17 protein-coding genes and 2 tRNA genes are annotated in these 22,653 nt (G+C 54.2%); 14 read left to right on the plus strand and 5 right to left on the minus strand.

The window, feature by feature from the left end:
- Positions 1 to 22: 22 nt before the first annotated feature.
- Positions 23 to 2,290 (minus strand): RND family transporter, encoded by a 2,268-nt coding sequence (locus QZX60_RS08020; protein ID WP_295363457.1) that lies wholly within the window; start codon positions 2,288 to 2,290, stop codon positions 23 to 25.
- Positions 2,291 to 2,476: 186 nt separating this feature from the next.
- Here QZX60_RS08020 and QZX60_RS08025 point away from each other — a divergent pair, with 186 nt between their 5' ends.
- The 3 genes from QZX60_RS08025 (at position 2,477) to QZX60_RS08035 (ending at position 5,650) form a co-directional block, all read left to right on the plus strand.
- Positions 2,477 to 3,154: a TetR/AcrR family transcriptional regulator gene (locus tag QZX60_RS08025; RefSeq protein WP_295363460.1), complete on the plus strand. Its 678-nt coding sequence runs from the start codon at positions 2,477 to 2,479 to the stop codon at positions 3,152 to 3,154.
- 69 nt (positions 3,155 to 3,223) lie between these two features.
- Positions 3,224 to 3,299 (plus strand) — tRNA-Val (locus tag QZX60_RS08030).
- 221 nt (positions 3,300 to 3,520) lie between these two features.
- Complete coding sequence (locus tag QZX60_RS08035; RefSeq protein WP_295363463.1) at positions 3,521 to 5,650, plus strand: RICIN domain-containing protein; 2,130 nt, start codon at positions 3,521 to 3,523, stop codon at positions 5,648 to 5,650.
- 141 nt (positions 5,651 to 5,791) lie between these two features.
- Here QZX60_RS08035 and ilvA read toward each other — a convergent pair whose 3' ends face one another.
- Positions 5,792 to 7,015: a threonine ammonia-lyase gene (gene ilvA / locus QZX60_RS08040; RefSeq protein WP_295363466.1), complete on the minus strand. Its 1,224-nt coding sequence runs from the start codon at positions 7,013 to 7,015 to the stop codon at positions 5,792 to 5,794.
- A gap of 239 nt (positions 7,016 to 7,254) precedes the next feature.
- On the opposite strand from ilvA, the gene QZX60_RS08045 reads away from it, so the two are divergent.
- The 4 genes from QZX60_RS08045 (at position 7,255) to QZX60_RS08060 (ending at position 11,441) form a co-directional block, all read left to right on the plus strand.
- Positions 7,255 to 8,133 (plus strand): cell wall hydrolase, encoded by an 879-nt coding sequence (locus tag QZX60_RS08045; protein ID WP_295363469.1) that lies wholly within the window; start codon positions 7,255 to 7,257, stop codon positions 8,131 to 8,133.
- Positions 8,134 to 8,304: 171 nt separating this feature from the next.
- Positions 8,305 to 9,249 (plus strand): cell wall hydrolase, encoded by a 945-nt coding sequence (locus QZX60_RS08050; RefSeq protein WP_295363472.1) that lies wholly within the window; start codon positions 8,305 to 8,307, stop codon positions 9,247 to 9,249.
- A gap of 305 nt (positions 9,250 to 9,554) precedes the next feature.
- Positions 9,555 to 10,022: a flavodoxin domain-containing protein gene (locus QZX60_RS08055; protein ID WP_295363475.1), complete on the plus strand. Its 468-nt coding sequence runs from the start codon at positions 9,555 to 9,557 to the stop codon at positions 10,020 to 10,022.
- A gap of 105 nt (positions 10,023 to 10,127) precedes the next feature.
- Complete coding sequence (locus QZX60_RS08060; RefSeq protein WP_295363478.1) at positions 10,128 to 11,441, plus strand: ATP-binding protein; 1,314 nt, start codon at positions 10,128 to 10,130, stop codon at positions 11,439 to 11,441.
- Positions 11,442 to 11,503: 62 nt separating this feature from the next.
- Here the strand turns inward: QZX60_RS08060 and QZX60_RS08065 are convergent, their stop codons facing one another.
- A complete protein-coding gene (locus QZX60_RS08065) occupies positions 11,504 to 12,136 on the minus strand; it encodes a EutP/PduV family microcompartment system protein (RefSeq protein WP_295363481.1) in 633 nt (210 codons plus the stop codon).
- Between the two features lie 160 nt (positions 12,137 to 12,296).
- On the opposite strand from QZX60_RS08065, the gene QZX60_RS08070 reads away from it, so the two are divergent.
- The 4 genes from QZX60_RS08070 to QZX60_RS08085 all read left to right on the plus strand — a co-directional run bounded on the left by QZX60_RS08070 (position 12,297) and on the right by QZX60_RS08085 (position 16,874).
- A complete protein-coding gene (locus QZX60_RS08070; RefSeq protein ID WP_295363484.1) occupies positions 12,297 to 12,983 on the plus strand; it encodes an HAD family hydrolase in 687 nt (228 codons plus the stop codon).
- An 82-nt stretch (positions 12,984 to 13,065) separates the two neighbouring features.
- Positions 13,066 to 13,139: transfer RNA gene (locus QZX60_RS08075), tRNA-Gly, on the plus strand.
- Between the two features lie 109 nt (positions 13,140 to 13,248).
- Positions 13,249 to 15,093 (plus strand): NAD(P)-binding protein, encoded by a 1,845-nt coding sequence (locus tag QZX60_RS08080; RefSeq protein ID WP_295363487.1) that lies wholly within the window; start codon positions 13,249 to 13,251, stop codon positions 15,091 to 15,093.
- Positions 15,087 to 16,874 (plus strand): [FeFe] hydrogenase, group A, encoded by a 1,788-nt coding sequence (locus tag QZX60_RS08085; protein WP_295363489.1) that lies wholly within the window; start codon positions 15,087 to 15,089, stop codon positions 16,872 to 16,874. The genes QZX60_RS08080 and QZX60_RS08085 overlap by 7 nt, the downstream gene beginning before the upstream one ends.
- A gap of 102 nt (positions 16,875 to 16,976) precedes the next feature.
- On the opposite strand, the gene QZX60_RS08090 is transcribed toward QZX60_RS08085, so the two are convergent.
- Together QZX60_RS08090 and QZX60_RS08095 are read right to left on the minus strand one after the other, a co-directional pair.
- Entirely contained in the window at positions 16,977 to 17,582 is a 606-nt protein-coding gene (locus QZX60_RS08090; protein WP_295363491.1) for an ANTAR domain-containing response regulator, read from the minus strand.
- A gap of 10 nt (positions 17,583 to 17,592) precedes the next feature.
- Complete coding sequence (locus QZX60_RS08095) at positions 17,593 to 18,816, minus strand: glutamine synthetase family protein (protein WP_295363494.1); 1,224 nt, start codon at positions 18,814 to 18,816, stop codon at positions 17,593 to 17,595.
- Between the two features lie 304 nt (positions 18,817 to 19,120).
- On the opposite strand from QZX60_RS08095, the gene purF reads away from it, so the two are divergent.
- Genes purF through QZX60_RS08110 form a run of 3 tightly spaced genes read left to right on the plus strand, consistent with a single transcriptional unit; the run spans position 19,121 to position 22,549 of the window.
- Positions 19,121 to 20,557, plus strand: coding sequence for an amidophosphoribosyltransferase (gene purF, locus QZX60_RS08100; RefSeq protein WP_295363497.1), 1,437 nt, complete (start codon positions 19,121 to 19,123; stop codon positions 20,555 to 20,557).
- 13 nt (positions 20,558 to 20,570) lie between these two features.
- A complete protein-coding gene (dapF, locus tag QZX60_RS08105) occupies positions 20,571 to 21,371 on the plus strand; it encodes a diaminopimelate epimerase (protein ID WP_295363499.1) in 801 nt (266 codons plus the stop codon).
- On the plus strand, positions 21,368 to 22,549 hold the full coding sequence (locus QZX60_RS08110; RefSeq protein ID WP_295363502.1) for an LL-diaminopimelate aminotransferase: 1,182 nt from the start codon (positions 21,368 to 21,370) through the stop codon (positions 22,547 to 22,549). Before dapF ends, QZX60_RS08110 begins: the two co-directional genes overlap by 4 nt.
- The last annotated feature ends 104 nt before the right edge of the window (positions 22,550 to 22,653 follow it).

The raw sequence follows: 22,653 nt of genomic DNA on the forward strand, positions 1-22,653 counted from the left end.
GATGGTAGTCCTTTCTGTTTAATTATTTAGATGAGCCAGGGATAAAAATCCGCGTGTCGTCGTCGGGGTCGTGGGGACCGCCGGACGAATCGTCTGGCTCTGGATCCGTTGGGGTTGGGTTGGTGACGTCCTGATCGAAGGGGTGCGACGGCAGGGTTTCGATTTCGGAGAACACCTGAGTTTCGTGGCCGTCATCTGCTTTGCGCATCCCGAGGCCGACCTTTTCCTTGTTGATGAAGCCTCTGGACGTTTTAATGATGACGCCGTCGAAAATCATCAAAAGCGAAGGTAGGATGAAGATAACCGAGAGCATCGAGATCAAGGCGCCACGGGCGAGCAGCGTACAGATCGACGAGATGATATCGATGTTCGAGTACAGGGCGACGCCGAAGGTGGCCGCGAAGAAGCTGGCCGCCGAGACGATGACCGACGGGATGGCGAAGGCCAGCGCCGTTTCGATGGCGTCGTGCTTGTTCTTGCCGCCGTAGCGTTCCGTTTTATAACGTGTCGTCATCAGGATCGCGTAGTCGACGGTGGCGCCGAGTTGAATCGTCGAGACACAGATCGAGGCGATGAAGAACAGGCTCGTGCCGGTGTAGAATGGAATCCCCAAGTTGATGAAGATCGCGAATTCGATAACCGCAACGAGGATGATCGGCAGCGTGATCGACTGCAGCACCAGAGCGATGATGACGAAGATCATCGCGATGGACACCGCGTTGACCACGTCGAAGTCGTGGTTGGCGATCGTGACCAGATCTTTTGTCATTGGCGCTTCGCCAATGACCATCGCGGATTTGTCGTAACGCTTCACGACCTTGTTGATCTGGGAGATTTGCCGGTTGACCGCCGGTGTCCCGGTCTGATATTTGTTGGTGATGATCATTAGTTGGTATTTTCCGCTCTGCAGCTGGTTTTTGATGCTGTCCGGGATCATTTCCTTCGGGACCATCGCACCAACGACGGAATCCATTGAGAGTACAGCCTTCACGCCTTTGACGTCTTTAATGCCATCGATCATGTCGTGCGCGTCCCGGGTTGAAAGATTCTTTTTTGCGAGAATCATATGAGTCGCACCGGTGTTGAATTCCTTGTCCATCTTTTCCCGTGCCATGGTATAGCCGAGGTTTTTCGGCAGCCGCGCCCCCATATCATAATAGGTCTGGAGATGGTTGTAGCCGTAGCTGGCCGGGAACCACAGCACGATGAAGATGATGATGAACACCGCACGGTGGTCGATGATTTTGTGTGCCAGCGTGTGCATATCTGGCAGGACGTTGCGGTGGCGTGTCTTTTCGATGAGCCTGCGAAAGATCAAAATCAGTGCCGGCAGCACCGTGACGCAGGAGATGACGCCGAGGATGACGCCCTTGGCCATGACGATGCCCAGGTCGAGACCGAGGCGGAAAGTCATGAAACACATCGCGATGAATCCAGCGACCGTGGTGATCGACGAGCCGGTCACCGACGTGATAGTCGCGGCTATAGCCTTGGCCATCGCGGCCTTTGGATCACTGGGGTTCAGTGAGATCTGCTCTTCATAGCTGTGCCAGAGGAAAATCGAATAGTCCATCGTGACGGCCAGCTGCAGCACTGCCGCCAGACATTGGGTGATAAACGAAATCTCGCCGAAGAAGATGTTGCTGCCGAGGTTCCAAATAATGGCGATGCCGATGTTCGCGAGGAAGATCAGCGGCACGATGTAGGAATCCATGAAGATCATCATTGTGATCAGTGAGAGCAGTACAGCAATGCCGACGTAGATCGGTTCTTCCTGTTCTGCCAGGTTCTTCAGGTCGGTGACCATGGCGGAGCTGCCGGAGATGTAGCATTGATTGCGCGCGACCCTGCGCATTTTGGTGATGGCGTTCATTGTTTCGTCCGACGAGGTCGAAGTATCGAAGAAGACGGCCATCATCGTCGCGTCGCCGCTGTTAAAGGCTTTGTAGATGTCGCTCGGGATCATTTCCTTCGGAATCGTCAAATCGGCGACATCGTCGTACCAGATTACAGATTTGACGTGGTCGATCTGTTTGAATTTCGCTTCGGTCTTCGCGATGTCTTGATCGCTCATGCCCTCAAAAATGACGAGGGAAAAGCCGCCGGTGCCGAATTTGTTTTCGAGAATGTTCTGTCCTTTGATTGTGTCGATCGAATCGGGCAGGTAGGTCAGTACGTCGTAGTTGATGCGCGTGCTGTTGTATCCGATGATCGATGGAATCAAAAGCAAAAGGGCAACAGCCAAGATCACAAAGCGGAGCTGGACCACTTTTTTGCCAAATGCTTCCATGAATGCTTTCCTTTCTATTGTCGAATTAATGAAAATGGAATAAGTGCGGGCCAACATTTGAAAGATAACCATACAAGTGTTGACTAATTTTTACAACCCTATTATACTGTTATTGCGAAAAAAATCAATAAACAAATATTAAGAAAATGTACATTATCTTTATATTACATTAATGGAGCAGATGAAATGGGTTCGCATTACGGCAAAAACAGAAGAATCAACAAAAATCAAGACAAGCTGGACCGCCGCGTCGTTAAGACCAAGGCGGCGATGCGCCAGGCGTTTACCGAGCTTTTGAACGAAAAGCCGATTCGGGAAATCCGCGTCAAGGAGCTTTCGGAGCGCATCCACATTAACCGCGGCACCTTTTATCAGTATTACCGCGATCTCTACGACATGCGCGATCATCTGGAAGAGGAGCTTTACGACGAATTCCGCCAGACCATCGACGCGCGCGAGGCCCCGAAAACGGCAGAGGACATCAAAATACGGCTGGTGGATATTTTCACGCTGCTCCGCCAGAACGCCGACCTGACGCTGGCGCTGCTCGGCCCTAACGGCGACCCGAAATTTGTGCAGAGCATTCAGGAAATGCTGCGGCTGCGCTGCATCAACGACTTGATCCGTTTTGACCCGCGGGTTGCTGACAACAACACGACGGAAAAGATTTTCGATTACGGCTACGCCTTTGTAGTATCAGGGTTTATGGGGATGCTGCGCAAGTGGCTGTCGGAGGACCCGGACAAGACCCCAGAGGAAATGGTCGAGGTGATCGGCAACGTGCTGATGCTCGGAATTCAAAATATCGCTGTGCCGTTCAGCGGCGACGCCGAGAAAAAGGGAGATGCGGCCGCTAAATCATAAGCGGCATTTTCAATAAAATATAAAATTGGCTTGACAATTTCAGCTAAAATCGTTATGCTTGTTTAAGTTGATCCCTTAGCTCAGCTGGAAGAGCGCTACCTTCACACGGTAGAGGTCGCTGGTTCAAGCCCAGTAGGGATCACCATTGAAAACAACGCCCGAAGCGAAATGCTTCGGGCTTTTTTCGTGAGTTGACATCGTCATTTTATAGCATCACTGAGCGAAGACAAGTATAGCGTTGATCAGTGGGTCGGGCAGGCAAGCAAAAGTCAACTCATTACTAATATTTCAAAAAAAGTTACTTTCTTATACTAATCAAGCATGCTATAATAATCCCGTTCAAACTTAAGAAAATTTAAGGAAGGAATGATCAAGATTATCTCAAAAAAGCAAAGTAAGAAGAAAAAGCGCTGGGTGACATCTTGTGTGCTGGCTGCTTTGCTCGCGTTAACCCCCTGTGCGTACGCGGCACCAGCAGTGGATAATAGCGGCCGTACAGCAACGCAGTCCGTTCAACAGCAAACGTCTCAGACACAGACAAAATCGGCGGAAAACCAGAACACTGCTGCACAAGGCGCATCTACCACACAAGCTGTGCAGTCCAATCAGACAAATCAAAGTGCAGCTAATCAGCAGAATCAAACGAAAAATGCAGACAATAAACCAGCAAAAAATCAAGATACAATTGTTGATACGACACAATATTATGAAATTCAATCTGCTGTGGGCAATCACAAAGTACTTGATATTTCGTCAGGTAGTGTCGCGAATGGCGCCAACCTGCAGATTTATTCCGCAAATAATAGCGAAGCACAGCGGTTTCGCTTTGTCAAAAACAGCGATGGTACCTATTCAATTTACACGGCGGTCGCTTGCCGGACATTGGATGTCGCGGGTGGCAGAACGAAAAATGGCACAAATGTGTGGCAGTATAATCCTAACCGCACAGCTGCTCAACGATGGAAGATTACAAAAAATAATGATGGAACGGTAACCTTGTCGCCGGCTGTTGCGAAAGCCAGTGCCCTGGATGTCGCAGGGGGCAGCAATCGAAATGGCGCTAACGTTCAGATTTACAAAAATAACGGCACGAAAGCGCAGAAATGGGTTTTAACCGCCAAAGGGCAAATCCCTAATTTCAGCGCATCCGAAGCGCTGCTCTGCCCGTCTTATACCGACAATACGGTAATGGACGTTTCAGGGGGCAGCAGTCGAAATGGCGCCAACATTCAAAGCTATCAATTCAACGAAACCGGCGCTCAGAAATTTAATATCAAGCAGAACAGCGATGGCAGTTATTCGATTATTAACAGCAAAAGTAGAAAGGCCATAGATGTTCGAAACGGCAGTAAAAAAAGTGGCGCCAATGTGTGGTTATATACGTCCAACGGCACAGACGCCCAGAAGTGGATTGTTTCGCAAAATGGCAGCAAAGTCAGTTTTAAAAACCGCGGATCGGGATTAATGCTTGACGTATCGGGAGGCAGCAGTGCCAGCGGTGCCAACATCCAAGTTTACCGCAAAAATGGATCGGCTGCCCAGTCTTGGCGCATCGCAGCCAAAGACCGCGAAGTGACAAATGGCGATGATTTAGGCGGCAGCTTCACGGCGATGGTTAAAAACGTCAATGGGAAAGTGCTGGCAGTGTCGAACGGCAATGTTGCGATGTGGGTGCCGAATTACACGAAGACACGCGCTTGGACCTTTGTGCGCAATGTCGATCACTCTTACACCTTAAGCCCGTTGTCCAATCCAAATTGCGCGCTGGATATTGCCAATGGGGCTGATGCAGACGGCACTAATGTTCAGATTTACAAGAAAAACCGCTCGGCCGCGCAGAAATTTGTAATCAAAAAACAGGAAGACGGGACGTACACCCTGATGCCAGAAAATTCATCGACGCGGGTTCTCGACGTTTACGGAAATTCTTCAGAAGAAAACACTAACCTCGATTTGTACACGGCCAACGGGACAAAGGCTCAGCTTTTCAAAATCGAAAAGGTCGATGGGAGCAAGTTCAAGTGGACTGAACGTAAGCTTGTTGTCGATATTGCTGAAAGTCAGCTCGGTACGCACGAAGGGGCCAACAATTACACGAAATACGGGGTTTGGTACGCAAAACGAGTCAATGACAAATCCTTTGAACACGGGCCGTGGTGTGCGATGTTTGTATCCTGGTGCGGTGCCCAGGCAGGCGTGCCTTCCAGCGTTTATTATTATCACGCCTACACCCCCACCGGTGTGCAGTGGTATCAGAATCACAACGCTTGGCAGTGGAAGAATCAATACATACCAAGAGCAGGGGATTTGGTTTATTACGATTGGGATCCGGAAGGTGTGTCTGGACACGGTGTGGTCGATCACGTCGGCTTGGTCGTCAATTATCGTAAGGGAATGATCACCACTGTAGAAGGAAATTACAAAGATCAAGTGAAGAGCCGCTACATTAATGCAAGAGCCAGCTCGATCTTTGGGTACGGTGTTCCTAAATATTAAAAAATAAAATTAAAGATAGATTTTCCGGCTAGATGCTTTGCGTTCAGCCGGATTTTTTATGTTTGATAGTGAAAATTTGAATTCAGTAAAAGCATCAGAAAATAAGTAACCCCCACTGCATCAGCAGCGGGGGCTTTGTATTTAAGACAACAGGGTTGGGACAACCTTCGGGTTGAACCCGGTCTGGGTTAGCTTGTTCAAGATTTCGTGCTTGTGGTCGGAGCCGAAGGCTTCCATCGTGATCTTGAGCTCGACGGCGGCCTGACGGTTGATCGACACGAACTGATTGTGTTCGAGGCGGATGACGTTGCCGCCGGTTTCGGCGATGACGGAGGAGACGCGGGTCAGTTCGCCCGGGCGGTCCGGCAGCAAGACGGAGACAGTGAAGATGCGGTCGCGCAGAATCAGCCCCTGGCGGACGACCGACGACATGGTGATGACGTCCATGTTGCCGCCTGAGAGCACGCAGGCGACCCGCTTGCCCTTGAGGTCCAGATGGCTGAGAGCTGCGACAGACAACAGCCCTGAGTTTTCGACGACCATTTTGTGATTTTCAACCATATCGAGGAAGGCTTCGACGAGTTCCGCGTCGGGGACAGTGATGACATCGTCGAGGTATTTTTCCAGATACGGGAAAATGACCTTGCCCGGCGTCTGGACCGCGGTCCCGTCGGCGATGGTGTTGATGTGTTCGACTGTCGTGACCTTGTGATTTTTAAAGGACGCAGTCAGGCAGGCAGCCCCTTCCGGTTCGGCGCCGATGACCTTGACCTTCGGGTTCAACAGCTTCGTCAGCGTCGAGACGCCAGTGGCCAGTCCGCCGCCGCCCACAGGTACGAGGATCAGGTCGACGAGAGGCAGATCTTTGATGATTTCCATCGCGATGGTGCCCTGTCCGGTGGCGACTGTCGGATCGTCGAAGGGGTGGATAAAAGTGTAGCCCTTTTCGTCGGCAAGCTTGAGCGCGTGGTCGCAGGCTTCGTCGTAGACGTCGCCGTGGAGCACGACTTCAGCGCCGAGGGCCTTCGTGCGGTTGACCTTGATCAGCGGGGTTGTCGTCGGCATCACGATGACGGCCTTGACGCCGTATTTCTTCGCCGCGTAAGCGACGCCCTGAGCGTGGTTGCCGGCAGACGCAGTGATCAGGCCCTTTTCGCGGTCCTTCGGCGCCATGGTCGAGACCTTGTAATAGGCGCCGCGCACCTTGTAAGCGCCGGTGCGCTGCATGTTTTCAGGCTTTAAGTAAACCTTGGCGTGATTCGCCTGGCTGTAATAATCAGAATAAACGAGCTCCGTGGGCAGGGTGACGTCCTTGACGCGTTCGCTCGCTTCTTCGAAAGCTTCTATGGTAAGGGGTTTGGTCATGTTCAATGCCTCCAATTGGATAGTGATTAAAGATTTAGTGCTATCTTATCATAAAATGAAAGCTGTGCTGAAAAAATGATGGGGAAAATGAAAAAATTGGGCCGCTGCCCTCAAATTTGCCAAGAACGGGGATTCATGATAAAATAAAACCAACATTTTAATAAGAACAGCTTACACAAATCTCGAGGTGATCCCGAGATTTTTTACCATTTATACCGAAATAATTTCAGGAGAACATTTTGAAACACCACAATATTTTTCGCTGGGGCGCCTGCCTGATGGCCGCCGTCCTGGTGTTTGCCATTTCGGCGCTGCCTGTCCACGCCGATACGGATTTGGTCGCCCTGACCGAATCCATCACCAAGCTCAACGACGAAATCGGCGCCCTCGGGACGCAGCTGAACGCCACCAATCAGGAGCTGGCCGACAAGACCGCCGATTATCTTCAGGCGAAGTCGCAGCTGAAAGCCAAAAAAGAAGCCATGGGCCAGCGGATGCGCGCGATGTACATGATGGGCAACGACGGCTACATGCAGTTTCTGTTCGGGAGTGACAACATCGGCGAGACCTTTTCCCATTTGGACAACATGCGCAGCGTGGTCCGCGCTGATACGGACATGCTGACTAGCTACGTCGAGACCGCGGCGCGCGCGAAGGCCGATCAGAAAGCGGTTCAGAAGAAACAGCGGGAACTGACGGCCCAGCAGAACGAGCTGAATAAAAAACTCGAAGAAGAACAGAAGAAGCTGCAGGAATACGCGGCCAACAACAAAACTGAAAATCCGGGGGATCAGCTGGATTTCATCTGCGCGGTCGTCGCGGCGGAATGCAATTCCAGCTATGAGGGTTCTCTCGCGGTCATCTCCTGTGTGATGAATCGTGTGGATTCCGGCAAATGGGGCGGGACCGACGCGGTGTCGGTGCTGACCGCGCCGGGCCAATTCGCCGCTTACCTCGACGGGCCGTACAAGCGCTACCTCGGCGGCAAGTACCCGGATTACGTCAAGAAAGCCGTCATCGACTGCATGGTCGGCGGCGTGCGCAGCCACCCCTATCAGTCCTTCCGCTCCGGCAGCTCCTACGGCGTCTGGAACTGCGGCGGCAACTCTTATCGATAAACGCATACGGATCCACACCTTAAGGCCGGCTCATCGTCCGGCTTTAAGGTGTTTTTTAGATAAATTTGAGATGCACCGCGTAACCTGTTATACTTATTACAAATACGTGAAGTGTAGAAATTTTGAAGAATAACGAGGTGAATCATTATTTTATCCCGAAAAACGAGAAGGATGACGGCACGGATTGCGGCCTTTGCGCTGATGCTGACCTTGAGCTTTGCGAGCCTTGCGCCGGCGGCGACCGTTCACGCGGCCAGCGCGTCCGAGCTGACGGCGTCGATCAATGCACTCAATAAACAGTTGACGGCGGCGGGCGATCAGATGAACAAGCTCAACAGCCAGATCAATCAAATTAATCAGCAGATTGCCGACAATACGCAGAAGCTCGAACAGACCAAGGCCGATTTGGCGACTGCGAAGAAAAACATGGGCCAGCGGGCGCGGGTCATGTACATGTTCGGCAACGACGGCATTATGAGCGCGCTGTTCACGTCGAGCAGCCTGACAGAAACTCTGTCTCGAATAGAAAGCGTGCGCACGATCAACAGCGCCGATCAGAAAACAGTGGAAGACGTCGAAAAACTGCAGACCCAAGTCGAACAGACTCAGCAGAACCTGCAGAACCAGCAGAAAGAGCTGAAGCAGCAGAAAGAACAGGTTCAGGCACAGCAGGCGACGTACAACAAAAAGCTCGAAGAAGAACAGAAGCAGCTGCAGCAGTACGCGGCCCAAACCTCGTCGTCGACGGCGGCGTCCACTACCAATGGCAGCACGGCAGATCCTGGGGATCAGTTGGACTTCATCTGTGCGGTCGTCGCGGCAGAATGCAACGCGAGCTACGACGGTGCGCTGGCTGTGATCTCCTGCGTGATGAATCGGGTCGATTCCGGCAAATGGGGCGGCCACGACGCCGTGTCGGTGCTGAAGGCGCCGGGCCAGTTCGCCGCTTATCTCGACGGGCCGTACAAGCGCTATCTCGGCGGCAAATATCCGGGTTACGTCAAGCAGGCCGTCATTGACTGTATGCAGAATGGCAAGCGCAATCATCCGTATCAGTCCTTCCGTTCCGGCAGCTCCTACGGCGTCTGGAACTGCGGCGGTAATTCTTATCGATAAAATTTGATAGCAAGTCATTATATTAAAGGCGATCTGCCAATTGGCAGGCCGCCTTTTTGTTTGACAGAACAAACAAAACGTGCTAATCTAGAGTTAGACATTTTAAACAAAAAAGGAGGCTCACCATGAAACGTATGATTCGAAGAAAAACAAAAGAAGCTTATTTTCAATTGATTGTGACCGGCTGCGTTTTGAGCGCCTTCGCGGGATTGGCCCATTTCATTTGACAGTTCGCCGCTTTTGTTAAGCCTTTTATTTTGTGTTATACTATCATGTACATTAAAATACAGAATGAAAGGTTCAACATGAAAAATATAGCAATCTTAGTTTATTCGACGCATCACGGCAACACGCGCAAGCTTGTGGATGCGATCGCGATGGGACAGGACGACATCGACGTCTTTGACATCACGAAGGAAAAGCCTGAGGATTTGTCGCAGTACGCCGTCGTCGGCATTGCGTCCGGCATTTACGCCGGGCATTTCGGAAAGCCGCTGGTCAACTACGTCAAGACCCATTTGTGCGAAGGCCAGCGCGTCTTCGTGCTCTACACCTACGGCATGCCGCGCGCGGGCTACACCAACGAAATCAAGAGCATTGTCGAAGAATCCCGCTGCATTTACACTGGGGAATACGGCTGCAAGGGGCACAATACCTTCGGTCCCTTCAAGCTCTTCGGCGGAACGGGCAAGGGCCATCCGGACGCGGCCGAAATTCAAGGCGCGATCGACTTCTTCGTCGGGCTGAAATTCAAGCGCATGAAGGTCAAATAAAAAATTCAAAAGCAGCAGCAAAAGATCTGAGACACCTCAGGTCTTTTTTTCGTGTTCATTTGTGATATAATGGTGCAAAATTTACGATTATCTTTGGAGAGATCTATGTACCGATTAACATCCCAACTCATCATTTACCGCAATATCGATCAGGACAGCATTTTGATGCAGCTGTCCGACATCTTCCGCCGCTGGGAACACGACGAATCGTCGCCTGAGGAGCTGACGGCTGACATTCTGACACAGATTCACCGTCTTCTGGATTTGGCGACGAAGTACGGCTTTAACGACAACCTGTGGCACAATTACCTCGCTTATCTGCTGGCGACGACAGAAACGCCCTTCACCCTCGTGTCCGAAAAGGTCGGCATGCTCGACGGCTCGGTCAATCAGTTCGCTCAGAATGACTTCGCCATTTTCAAGCAGCTGTTCGATTTCGATTTCTCGAAAATCGAAGCCGATTTGAATTTGACCTGCTTCACGACGATCACCCATTATCAGGCGGTGGTCAAACAGGAACGGCTCTACAACCAGAGCGTCAGCGAAAAGGTACAGGCCCTTTCCCACCAGATTGAAGCGGCGGATCAGCTCGATGGCATCACCCAGACGGTTGCCGAATTTTACCGTGCCTACGGCGTCGGCAAGCTCGGGCTCAACAAGGCCTTCCGCGTCAACGACGACGATGAAGGCGAGCTGCTGATCCCGATCACCAACACGAGCGACGTGGTGCTGGACGATTTGGTCGGCTACGAAATCCAGAAGCAGGAGCTGGTCGAAAACACCGAAGCCTTTGTCGCTGGGCGCCCTGCCAACAACGTGCTGCTTTACGGCGACGCCGGCACCGGCAAATCCACGAGCATCAAGGCCATTTTGAACCAGTATTACGACGCAGGCCTGCGGATGATCGAAATTTACAAGCACCAGTTCAAGAAGCTGTCCCAGATCATCGCGGCGGTGAAAAACCGCAATTACCGCTTTATCATCTACATGGACGATTTGTCCTTCGAAGAGTTCGAAACGGAATACAAGTATTTAAAAGCCGTCATCGAAGGGGGGCTGGAGCCGCGTCCAGACAACGTGCTGATTTACGCGACCTCCAACCGCAGACATCTGATCCGCGAAACCTGGTCCGACCGGGCCGATCAGGACAGCGAGGACATTCACCGCAACGACACGGTGCAGGAAAAGCTGTCGCTGGCTAACCGCTTTGGCGTGCGCATCGGTTATTTCAGACCGTCTCAGAAGGAATATCAGACCATCGTCGAGGAATTGGCGAAGCGCTGCCCAGGCATTACCTTGGATCGCGACGAGCTGTTAAACCAGGCGCGGGTTTGGGAAATGCAGCACGGTGGGTTCTCCGGCAGAACGGCCCAGCAGTTCATCGACCATTTGGCTGGAACCCTTGTGACAAACGAATAATGCGCATAAAAATAAGACAGGTGAGCGGAAAAGCTCATCTGTCTTTTTGCGTGGCGAAAAATTTATCTCGCCTGATTGTGCATGTTGTTGACGTTGTTCTTCAAGGAGCCTGCCTTGTTGGCCGAGACGATCAAATTGTCGTTGATGTCGAGGAAGTCGGTGTGGCCCATATCTTCGATCTGGGTGCCGATTTCCACCGCTTCGTATTTAGTCGTCAGGACTTCACGCGGCGTTTCCAGCTCTTCCTTCGTGAACGGGAAGTGATCGTCCGGGTCCTTTAAGAAGGTGAGCAGATCCCAAAGGCCGGTGCCCTGGTAGGACGAGACCGGGAAAATCGGATTGGCGCCGGCGAGGCGCAGCCAATATTGGGCGCGGTCGATGTCTGCGTTCGGTTTGTCGATCTGGGTGATGATCCCGATGACTGGACGGGAGCTGACGCCCGCGCAGCTTGGCGGGTACAGGGAGTAGGGCTCGTCTGCCGCCATCAGCAGGGCGACGTAATCCGCTTCGTAGGCGTACAGCGCCAGGGCACGGGCCAAATCGGTGCACTGGGCGTATTCGCCGGGGGTGTCAATGATAATGTCGAAATAATTGACCGCCTGGGTCTTTTCGTATTGCAGTTTTTTTCCTTTAAGGGCCTGCTTCAATGTGGTTTTGCCACATTCCGAACGGCCCATCATAACCATTTTACGCATAGAATGCCTCCATTGTTAAAAACAGTTTATCACATCGGCGCCCAATCATCCTGTAAAGAATTGTTCAACAACCGAAAAAAGTAGTATAATAGAGCCGCTCGATTCACGCAATCATTTATTTATTCATTATCATACAAATTCTAGATCAAAAGGAGAGCACATGCAGAACAAAATACAAGCCGTGATTTTTGACATGGACGGCACGATTTTAAATACGCTGGACGATTTGACCGGTTCCTTGAATTACGCGCTGGCACAGACGGGCCACCGCCACGATTTCGTCGCGGCGGAGGTAAAGCATTTCTTTGGCAGCGGCGTCCGCGTCGCGATCAGCCGGGCTCTGGCGGAAGAAGGCCGCCCCGACGTGCCGGAGGACGACCCCGAAGTCGAACGCATCCGCAAGGTATTTGCGCCCCACTACGCTGAACACTGCAACGACCACACCGGCCCCTACGCTGGCATCCCCGAATGCATTGCCGCATTGAGAGACCGGGGCATTTTGACCGCGGTCGTGTCCAACAAGCCGGATTTCGCGGTGCAGACCTTGGCTAGGGAAATCTTCCCGGGCTGTTTCGATTTGGCCGTCGGAGAACAGACCGGTGTGCGCAGAAAGCCCGCTCCAGACATGACGGTGAAGGCCATGAAGGATTTAAACGTCGCGAAAGCCAACGCGGTTTACGTCGGTGACTCTGAAGTTGATTTGGCGACGGCGCGCAATTCAGAACTGCCCTGCATCGCCGTGAGCTGGGGGTTCCGTTCCGTCGAATTTTTAAAGGCGCAGGGGGCGTCGGTCATCGTGGACCGCGCGGAAGAAATCGTCGATTGGGTCGATGCGCAGAACGCGTGACGGCGCGCTTCAATCAAACGTACGAAAAATAAGCCTTTACAAACGCCGGGCTTTTTGCTAAAATAACGTTGTTAATCCGAAAGCGGGTATAGCTCAGTGGTAGAGCCCTGGCTTCCCAAGCCAGTCGCGAGAGTTCGATTCTCTTTACCCGCTCCAATTTGGAACAATGGAGTCCGTAGACCAGTCTATCGGGCTCTTTTTTTCACACAATAAAGTAAACGGACAGCATGAAAGAAATAAAAAAAGAAGAGGAGGAATCGACGAAATGGCTAGACTGAGAACGCCGACACAGAGCTGCGCCCAGCAGGTCGTTGAGCATTTGTACAGCAATTTAGAGCAGCGGATCATTGCGAGTCCGCCGGGGCTCTGCCCGGTCGATATTTCGGCGGCTTTTTTGAGAATGTGCCACGCGCAGACCTGCGGCAAATGTGTGCCCTGTCGGATCGGTATCGGCCAGATGGTGCACATCATGGACGACATTCTCGACGGCAAAGGCACCCTCGAAAGCATTGCGGTGCTGGAACAGACCGCCCGGGTGGTTTACGAGACGGCGGACTGCGCCATCGGCTACGAGGCGGCGCACATGATCCTTCGCTGTCTGGACAGCTTCCGGGACGATTTCGAAGGCCATGTCAAATGGGACCGCTGTATCGAACAGCTGGATCAGCCGGTGCCCTGCGTGGCCCTCTGTCCGGCGGGCGTCGACATTCCGGGCTACATCGCGCTGGTGCACGCGGGCCGCTACGCGGACGCCGTGCGCCTGGTGCGCAAGGATAACCCGTTCTGCTCGACCTGCGGCATTGTCTGCGAACACCCCTGCGAAGCGCGGTGCCGCCGCAACATGATCGACCAATCCATCAACATCCGCGGCCTCAAGCGCTTTGCCGACGAACAGGCCGGCGTCGTGCCGGCGCCGGCAGTTCAGCCCGACACCGGCAAGTGGGTGGCCATTGTCGGCGGCGGCCCCAGCGGAATGACCGCGGCTTACTTCCTAAGGCTCATGGGCCACAGCGTGACCGTCTACGAAAAGCGCAGCAAATTGGGCGGGATGCTCCGTTTCGGGATTCCCCGGTTCCGGCTGTCTGAAGAAGCATTGGAGAAGGATCTTGAGATGATCCTGTCCACCGGCATCGACGTGAAGCTCTCCACCGGCATCGGCGACGGTGAAGGGGACGTGAGCATTGAGACCCTTCAGCGTGATTACGACGCGGTGTACATCGCGATCGGTGCCCACGAAGATCGGAAAATCGGTATCGACGGCGAGGACGGCCCGGGCGTCGTTTCGGCAGTCAAGCTGCTTCGGGATATCGGTGAAGGGCATCCCCACGATTTAACCGGCCGCAAGGTGGTCGTCGTGGGCGGCGGCAACGTCGCGATGGACGTCAGCCGGACGGCGATCCGCCTCGGCGCGTCGGAAGTCAGCGTCGTTTACCGCAGGCGCAAGGCAGACATGACCGCCTTGTCCGAAGAAATCGAAGGCGCCGAAGCTGAAGGGATCCAGATCCTCGAGCTGCACGCACCGAAGGCCGTCCTCAGAGACAAAGACGGCCAGGTCACAGCCTTTCTCGCCGAACCGAAGATCATCGGGAAAATCGACAGCGGCGGCCGCCCCAGGCCGGAAGCGGCGGACGGCGCCGACGTGGCCATTCCCTGCGACATGGTCATTGTCGCCATCGGCCAGCAGATCGATTCGAAGCATTTTGAAAACAACGGCATTCCCGTTCACTGGGGGTCGGTGGTGACCGGCGACAGCGGCAAAGTCAAGGATGTGCCCGGCGTGTTTGCAGGCGGCGACTGCGTTACCGGGCCTGCGACCGTGATCAAGGCGGTGGGCGCCGGCAAGGTCGCGGCGGCCAATATCGACAATTATTTGGGTTACAATCACGCCATTTCCGTCGACGTCGACATTCCAGAGCCGGCTCTGATCGATCATCCGGCCTGCGGCCGCGTCAATCTGCGGTTTAGAAATGCTAACAGCCGGCGCCTGGATTTTGACCCGGTGGAAATGGGCATGACGTGCCAGGAGGCCGATCAGGAATCGGCGCGGTGTCTGCGCTGTGATCACTTCGGCATCAGTACCCTGCGGGGAGGGAGGAACGCACAATGGTAATTCGCGTCACAATCAACGGATTCGTCTATCAGATTCCCTCGGACATCAGCATCATGGAAGCCTGCGAAAAGACAGGCTGGCCGCTCCCGCATCTTTGCTTTTTAAAGGATATTAACGAAATTGGCGCATGCCGGGTCTGTGTTGTAGAGGTCGAAGGGGAAGAGCGGCTGATCACAGCCTGCAACAACAAGGTCTATCCGGGGATGGTCATTTACACGAATTCCCCCCGGGTACAGGAGGCCCGACGCATTAATCTTCAGTTGATTCTATCTCAACACGACAGTCACTGCACGACGTGCTCGAGAAACGGAAATTGTGCGCTTCAGCAGGCGTGTTTTGATTTGGGCATCGAGGAAAGCCTGTACCGGAAGGAAGTGCCGGAAAATCGGTGGCCTCAGGATTTCCCGCTGATTCGGGAAGAATCCAAGTGCATAAAATGTCTGCGCTGTGTGCAGATTTGCGATAAGATCCAGAGCCTTGGCGTCTGGGATCTGGTGCGCTCCGGCGGGCGCACGACCGTCAGCGTATCCGGCGGGCGCCACATTGAAAACGCGGACTGCACCGTCTGCGGCCAATGCGTGACCCACTGCCCGACCGGCGCCCTTCACGGCAGACAAGACCGCAAACGGGTCTACCCTTGGGAAAAGGCCATCAACAATCCAGAAACCATCACCGTCGTGCAGGTGGCGCCGGCTGTGCGGGCCGCCTGGGGAGAAGGCCTCAACCTTTCGCGGGAACGGGCCACACCGGGCCGGCTCGCGGCTGCGCTGCGCCGCTGCGGCTTTAACTTCGTCTTCGATACCAACTTCGGCGCAGACCTGACCGTCATGGAAGAAGCCTCCGAGTTTTTGAAGCGGATGACCGACGGGAAAAAGCACCGCTACCCGATGTTCACATCCTGCTGTCCGGGGTGGGTGCGGTTTATGAAATCCCAGTATCCGGACATGGTCGACGAGTTGTCGACCTCCAAATCCCCTCAGGGTATGCAGGCCACGATGACCAAGACCTATTTCGCAGAAAAAATAGGGGTGCCGGCTGACAAGATCTTTTCCATTTCGATTATGCCCTGCTTGGCGAAAAAAGCGGAAATCGAGATTCCGAGTCTCAACGACGCCGGCGCTGGCAAGGATTTGGACGTCTCGCTGACAACCCGGGAAATGATCGCGATGATCCGCGCCCAGAATCTGGATGTCGACAACCTGCCGGAAGAGCCTTTCGATTCGCCTTTGGGCGTCAGCACCGGCGCGGGCGTCATCTTCGGGACCACCGGCGGGGTCATGGAAGCGGCGCTGCGCACAGGCTATTATCTGGCGGCGGGGGAAAACCCGAACCCGGACGCTTTCAAGACGGTGCTGGGCACCGGGACACACCCCTGGAGCGAAGCGGCCTACGATTTCGCCGGCATTCCGGTGCGCACCGCAGTGGTCAGCGGATTGGCCAATACCCGGAAGTTGATTCGGGCGCTTAGGCGGGGCGAGGTCCATTACGATTTTGTCGAGGTGATGGCCTGTCCAGGCGGCTGTGTGGGCGGCGGCGGTCAGCCGATTCATGACGGCGAAGAGCTGGCGGCGCTGCGCGGGCGGCGCCTCCACAATTTAGACCGGATGGCCAACATCCGTTTCTCCCACGAAAATCCGGAGATTCAACGGCTGTACCGCGACTTTTTGGGCGAGCCCCTTTCAGAAAAAGCGGAGCGCTACCTCCACACCGACCACCATCAGTGGCAGATGCCGCTGAGTCCCCATTTGGACGAGGACGTGGAGGTCGAGCCGGAAGCGTAAACAAAAAAAGGAGGTCTAACCTTGGGTTGGACCTCCTTTTTGATGCGGCAAATGATTTGATATGATTTTATAATCATGACAAATTTAAGATAAATTACGTTTTTAGACCGATAGATTTTTCAAAATGGCCTCGGCGATAGTGCCCTTGGAGACGCTGTGGTTCATGGCCTGCTTTTCGATAAAATGGTGGGCGTCCATTTCGTTCATGTTTTTCTGATCGATGAGCAGCCATTTCGCCTTGTTGACCAGCCGGATTTCCTTCATTTTATCTTCGAGGGAAACGGATTTTTTCTCCAGTCGGCGGAGCCGCTCCCGGTAGACGGCCATCCATCTGAGCCCGAGGCGCACGTTTTCGCCGGTGGCTGGCTTGGGCAGCGTGAGGACGCCGTATTCTGCCACTTGGTTGTGAATGTCGTCCATATGGTCGCGGCCCACAAAGAGCAGCGGCACGACGGCGCGGTTCTGCGAGAGGTGAATGGCCAGCTCTGAGCCGAATTCGTCGGGAAGGGGCGTATTGATTATGACAAAGTCGTAGGGCTGGTCGTTGAGCGCTCGGCGCCCGGCAGCGGCGTTGGTGACGATGGTTACCGGGCTGTAGCGCCGTTCGGGCAGCAGGGCCTGAAGGGCAGTGTTAAAGCGCTCCGCTGAGGAAATCAGCAGCACGCGGTAGACGCGTTGATTGTTCAGAGATGCTTGCGTGATGCGCATAGACCGCCTCCTAACGATGACAGAATTTGGTGATTAATGAAGAGGGCAGGTGAGCTTGAATGAATGATGAATGGCGGGCGATGCCAGTCGCTTCTGAGCGGGAAGCCGGCAGGGTCTGCAGCTGATCGAGAATTTCGGGTTCAGCGGTGAACAGGTTCGCGTCGACCGGGTCGGGCAGCTTCAGACCGCGGACGACGCCGTCGATGCCAGCGTAGATTAACAGTGTCAGCGCCAGGTAAGGGTTGGCGCCGTTGTCCGGCGAGCGCAGCTCGACGCGGCGGTAGCGTTCGTTGGTTGTGGCCGGGACGCGGATCAGCTGAGAGCGGTTCTGATAATCCCAGGAAATGTATTTCGGCGCTTTCCGGTGGCCCAGTCTGTGATAAGAGGCTTCGGTCGGATTCAGAAAGGCGGTCATATCGAGGATGTGATCGAGAATGCCAGCGGTCATGCTTTCGAGGCAGTCCCGTCCGTCAGCGGCGCGCACCGAAATGTTGATGTGCTGGCTCGAGCCGTCCTCGTTACTCAGCGGCTTCGGCCCAAAATCGGCGTAGAGGCCGTTCTGTACGGCGACGGCCTGGACGGCGGTAGTGAAAGCGATGGCGTTGTCCGCGGCGGTCAGGGCGTCCGCAAAATTAAAGTCGACTTCGTTCTGGCCAGGGCCGCCTTCGTGGTGAGAACCGGTCGGGCTGATACCCATTTCTTCGAGGGTCAGGCAGATTTCCCGGCGGATGTTGACGCCGCGGTCCAAGGGCGCGATGTCCATGTAGGTCGCGTGGTCGATCGGCGTTTGTGTCGGATCGCCGTTTTCGTCGAGGCGGAACAGGTAGAATTCTTTTTCGGTGCCGAAGTAAAATTCCAGCCCGGCGGCCCGAGCGTCTTCGACGGCTTTAATCAGCAGGCTGCGGGTATCGTGTTCGAAAACCGTCCCGTCGGGATTTCGAATCTGGCAGAACATCCGCACGACGCGGCCGTGTTCGGGGCGCCAGGGAAAGAGCATCAGCGTAGACGGGTCGGGGACAAGGAAGAGATCAGAGTGGACGTCCCGGTCAAAGCCTTCGATGGCGGAAGCGTCGATCGCGATGCCGTCTTGAAAGGCGTGCTCGAGCTGGGAGGGCATCAGCGAGATATTCTTTTGACGGCCGAAGATGTCGGTGTAGGCGAGGCGGATGAACTTGACGTCATCTTCTTCGACAAATTGACGAACCTCTTCAGCTGAATATCGATCGTAGATCATAAATGTGATTTCCTTTCATTATTTTTAGATAATAAAAGTATTTTACAATAAAAAATGTAAAATAAAAATCAAAAAAGTGAATTCCTACAAATGAAAGCGTTATTTATCGGTGCGGCGGGGCAACCCTTAAAAAAGGATTGACAAAAAGGAAGGTCGTGAAGTAAGATAAAGCCGTCAAAAGCAATGGCGTTTTTGGATGTTTTTTCCCTGCGCATTGCTTTTTTCTGTCTATCAGGTTATGATGGAATAAACCAATCGTTTTCTATAATATTTACAGAATTTACAAGAGCATTGTGAGGTAAGGATGTCTATACACGAAGCGTGTGGTGTTTTTGGCGCGATCAGTCCGCAACGCAAAGATTTAGCGCGGCTGACCTATTACGGGCTTTACGCCCTGCAGCATCGGGGGCAGGAAAGCTGCGGCATTGTCGTCGACGACGACGGCCTGTTCTATTCCCACAAGGACCTCGGTCTGGTCGGCGACGTTTTTTCTAAAGAAGATCTCGACCGCATGCCGGCGAGTACGATGGCGGTGGGCCATGTCCGTTACTCGACAACCGGGGAAAAGGTTCGGGCCAACTGCCAGCCCATCGAGGTCAACCACCAAAAGGGGAAACTTGCGCTGGCGCACAACGGCAATTTGACCAACGACGATAAACTGCGGGATAAGCTCGAACTGAACGGCGCGATTTTCCACACCACCAGTGACACGGAAACCATTGCTTATATCATTACCGGTGAAAGACTTAAAACCGGATCGATTGAAGATGCCGTCAGCCAGGCGATGGACGTCATAGAAGGCGCCTATTCCATGGTGGTGATGTCGGCAGCCAAAATCATGGCGATCCGGGATCCCTACGGTTTTAGACCGCTCTGTTACGGCAAAACGGCGGATGGTACCTACGTCATCGCCTCTGAAAGCTGCGCACTTCAGGCGGTGGGCGCTGAATTTATCCGCGACATTCTGCCCGGAGAAATTCTCGTGTTCAGCACCGACGGGTCGATCACATCCCGCCGGGAACACTGTGGGACCAAACCGCGTCAGAGCTGTATTTTCGAACAGATTTATTTTGCCAGACCGGATTCGATCATCGACGGCATTCCGATTCACCAGGCGCGGGTCAACGCCGGACGGGCACTCGCAAAAGCGCACCCGGTAGAAGCGGACGCGGTCATCGGTGTGCCGGATTCTGGCCTGAACGCGGCCATCGGCTACGCCCAGGAATCGGGCATCCCCTACAGCATCGGCATGATCAAGAACAAATACATCGCCCGTACGTTCATTTCGCCGAGTCAGCGCGAACGGGACAATCAGGTTCACATCAAGCTGAACCCGATCTCGTCGATTGTCAAGGGCAAGCGCGTGGTGCTGGTCGACGATTCCATCGTCCGCGGCACGACGTCCAGACGGCTGGTGACGATGATGCGGGACGCCGGCGCGACTGAAGTCCACATGCGTGTATCCGCGCCGCCGTTTCTGCACCCGTGCTACTACGGTGTGGACATCGACAGCGAAGACAATTTGATCGCGGCCCACCACAGCGTCGACGAAATCTGCGAGATGATCGGCGCGGATTCCCTCGGCTTCCTGCCGATTGAGGATTTGAAGGTGCTTTCGCCGGATCTCGATTACTGCGCGGGTTGCTTCGACGGCTGCTACGCGACAGCGGTTTCGCCCAATCACCGGAAGAACCGGTTCTCGACGCCGTTGTCCCAGCGCGAAAAAAAGAGTAAGAAATAATCAGGAGTACAGCATGTTATTTACATTTACAAAAATGGAAGGTCTCGGCAACGACTATCTTTACGTCTACGACGACCCGGATCATTTCGACGCGCCGGCGCTGTCAATCCGGCTGTCTGAACGCCATTTCGGCGCGGGCTCCGACGGGATGATCTGGATTACACCGTCGGAACAGGCGGATTTTAAGATGCGGATTTTCAACGCGGACGGCAGTGAAGCGAAAATGTGCGGCAACGGAATCCGCTGCGTCGGTAAATACGTGTACGATCACGGCTACACCGACAAGACCCACCTTCTGATCGACACCTTGTCCGGTATCAAGAAATTGGATTTGATCGTCGAAGACGGCGTGGCTGTCGGCGCGACGGTCAACATGGGCCACGTCGACGTGTCCGACCCGAAGACACTGGATGTGGACGGCGAATCGGTGACCTGCCGGCCGGTTTCGGTGGGCAATCCCCACGCGGTGATTTTCGTCGAAGACGGCGAAAAGGCACCGCTGACGACGTTGGGGCCGAAGGTCGAAAAGCACCCGGCTTTCCCGGATGGCGTCAACACCGAATTCGTTCAGGTAATCGACGATCATCACTTAAGAATGCGCGTTTGGGAACGGGGCAGCGGCGTAACCTTGGCCTGCGGCACCGGCGCCTGCGCGTCGACGGCGGCTGCAGTTGCCGAAGGCTTCTGCCCGAAGAATGAAGACGTCACGGTCACCCTCGACGGCGGCGACCTGCACATTAAAATTACAGACGACGGGGCGGCGATCATGACCGGCCCGGCGACCACAGTTTACAAAGGAGAGGTAACATTATGATTCCAAATCACCATTACGACGAGCTCGTCTCGTCCTATCTGTTCTACAACATCGACCAGAAGGTCAGCGCGTACACAAAGGATCACCCGGACGCGAAGCTCTACAAAATGGGCATCGGCGACGTCACCCTGCCGCTGGCAGATGTGGTCATCAAGGCGCTCCACGAAGGGGTCGATGATCAGTCCAAGAAAGAAACGTTCCACGGCTACCTGCCGGAAGTCGGCGCGGATTTCTTAAGAGAAGCGATTCAGGGTCACTACAAGGAACGGGGCGTCGATCTGGACGTCAGCGAAATTTTCGTGTCCAGCGGTGCCAGCGACGAACTCAGCCACATCCTGAACCTGTTCGACAAGAAGAACTCGGCTCTCGTCATGGAACCGGCGTACCCGGCGTACGTCGACGCCAACGTCATGGAAGGCCGCGAAATCATTCACCTGCCTTCTTCACGGGACAACGGTTTCCTGCCGATGCCGACCGACGATCTCAACGCGGATCTGATCTACATCTGCTCACCGAACAACCCGACCGGTGCGGTGTTCAACAAAGAACAGCTGAAGGCGTGGGTGGATTACGCGAACGCCCACAATTCGGTGATCATTTTTGACGCGGCTTACGAATGCTTCATCGCCGATCCAGAACTGCCGCACAGCATTTTCGAAATTCCGGGCGCGCGGACCTGCGCCATTGAAATCTGCTCCTTCTCGAAGACGGCGGGCTTCACCGGGACGCGCTGCGGCTACACGGTGATCGGCAAAGATCTCGAACGGGAAGGCATGAACCTGAACGCGATGTGGGTGCGCAACCGGACGACGCGTTCCAACGGGGTGTCCTACATCATTCAGAAGGGCGCTGCGGCTGTCTTTACGCCGGAAGGCCAGGAACAGATTCAGAAGAACATCGACGTTTACCGCAACAACGCGAAAGTCGTTATGGCGGCTCTTGACGAATTAGGTCTGTGGTACTGCGGCGGCAAGAACTCGCCGTACATCTGGATGGCCTGCCCGGACGGCATGGACAGCTGGACATTTTTCGACAAGCTGCTCAACGAAGCACAGATCGTCGGCACCCCGGGCGAAGGCTTCGGCGACTGCGGCGAAGGCTATTTCCGCTTCTCGATGTTCGGCGATCCGGACGACACGAAGGAAGCGGCCAGACGCTTGGTGGAATTGCTGAAATAAGCGAAAATCATCTTAAATTTCAAAATCGACCTGCTCATTTGAGCGGGTCTTTAGTACCATATAAGTGTAGCAAGACAGAGAAGAAATTCTCATCCTGCTGCACT

Origin of the sequence: uncultured Pseudoramibacter sp. (assembly GCF_903789625.1) — a bacterium.
In the GTDB taxonomy this organism is placed as follows: Bacteria; Bacillota; Clostridia; order Eubacteriales; family Eubacteriaceae; genus Pseudoramibacter; species Pseudoramibacter fermentans.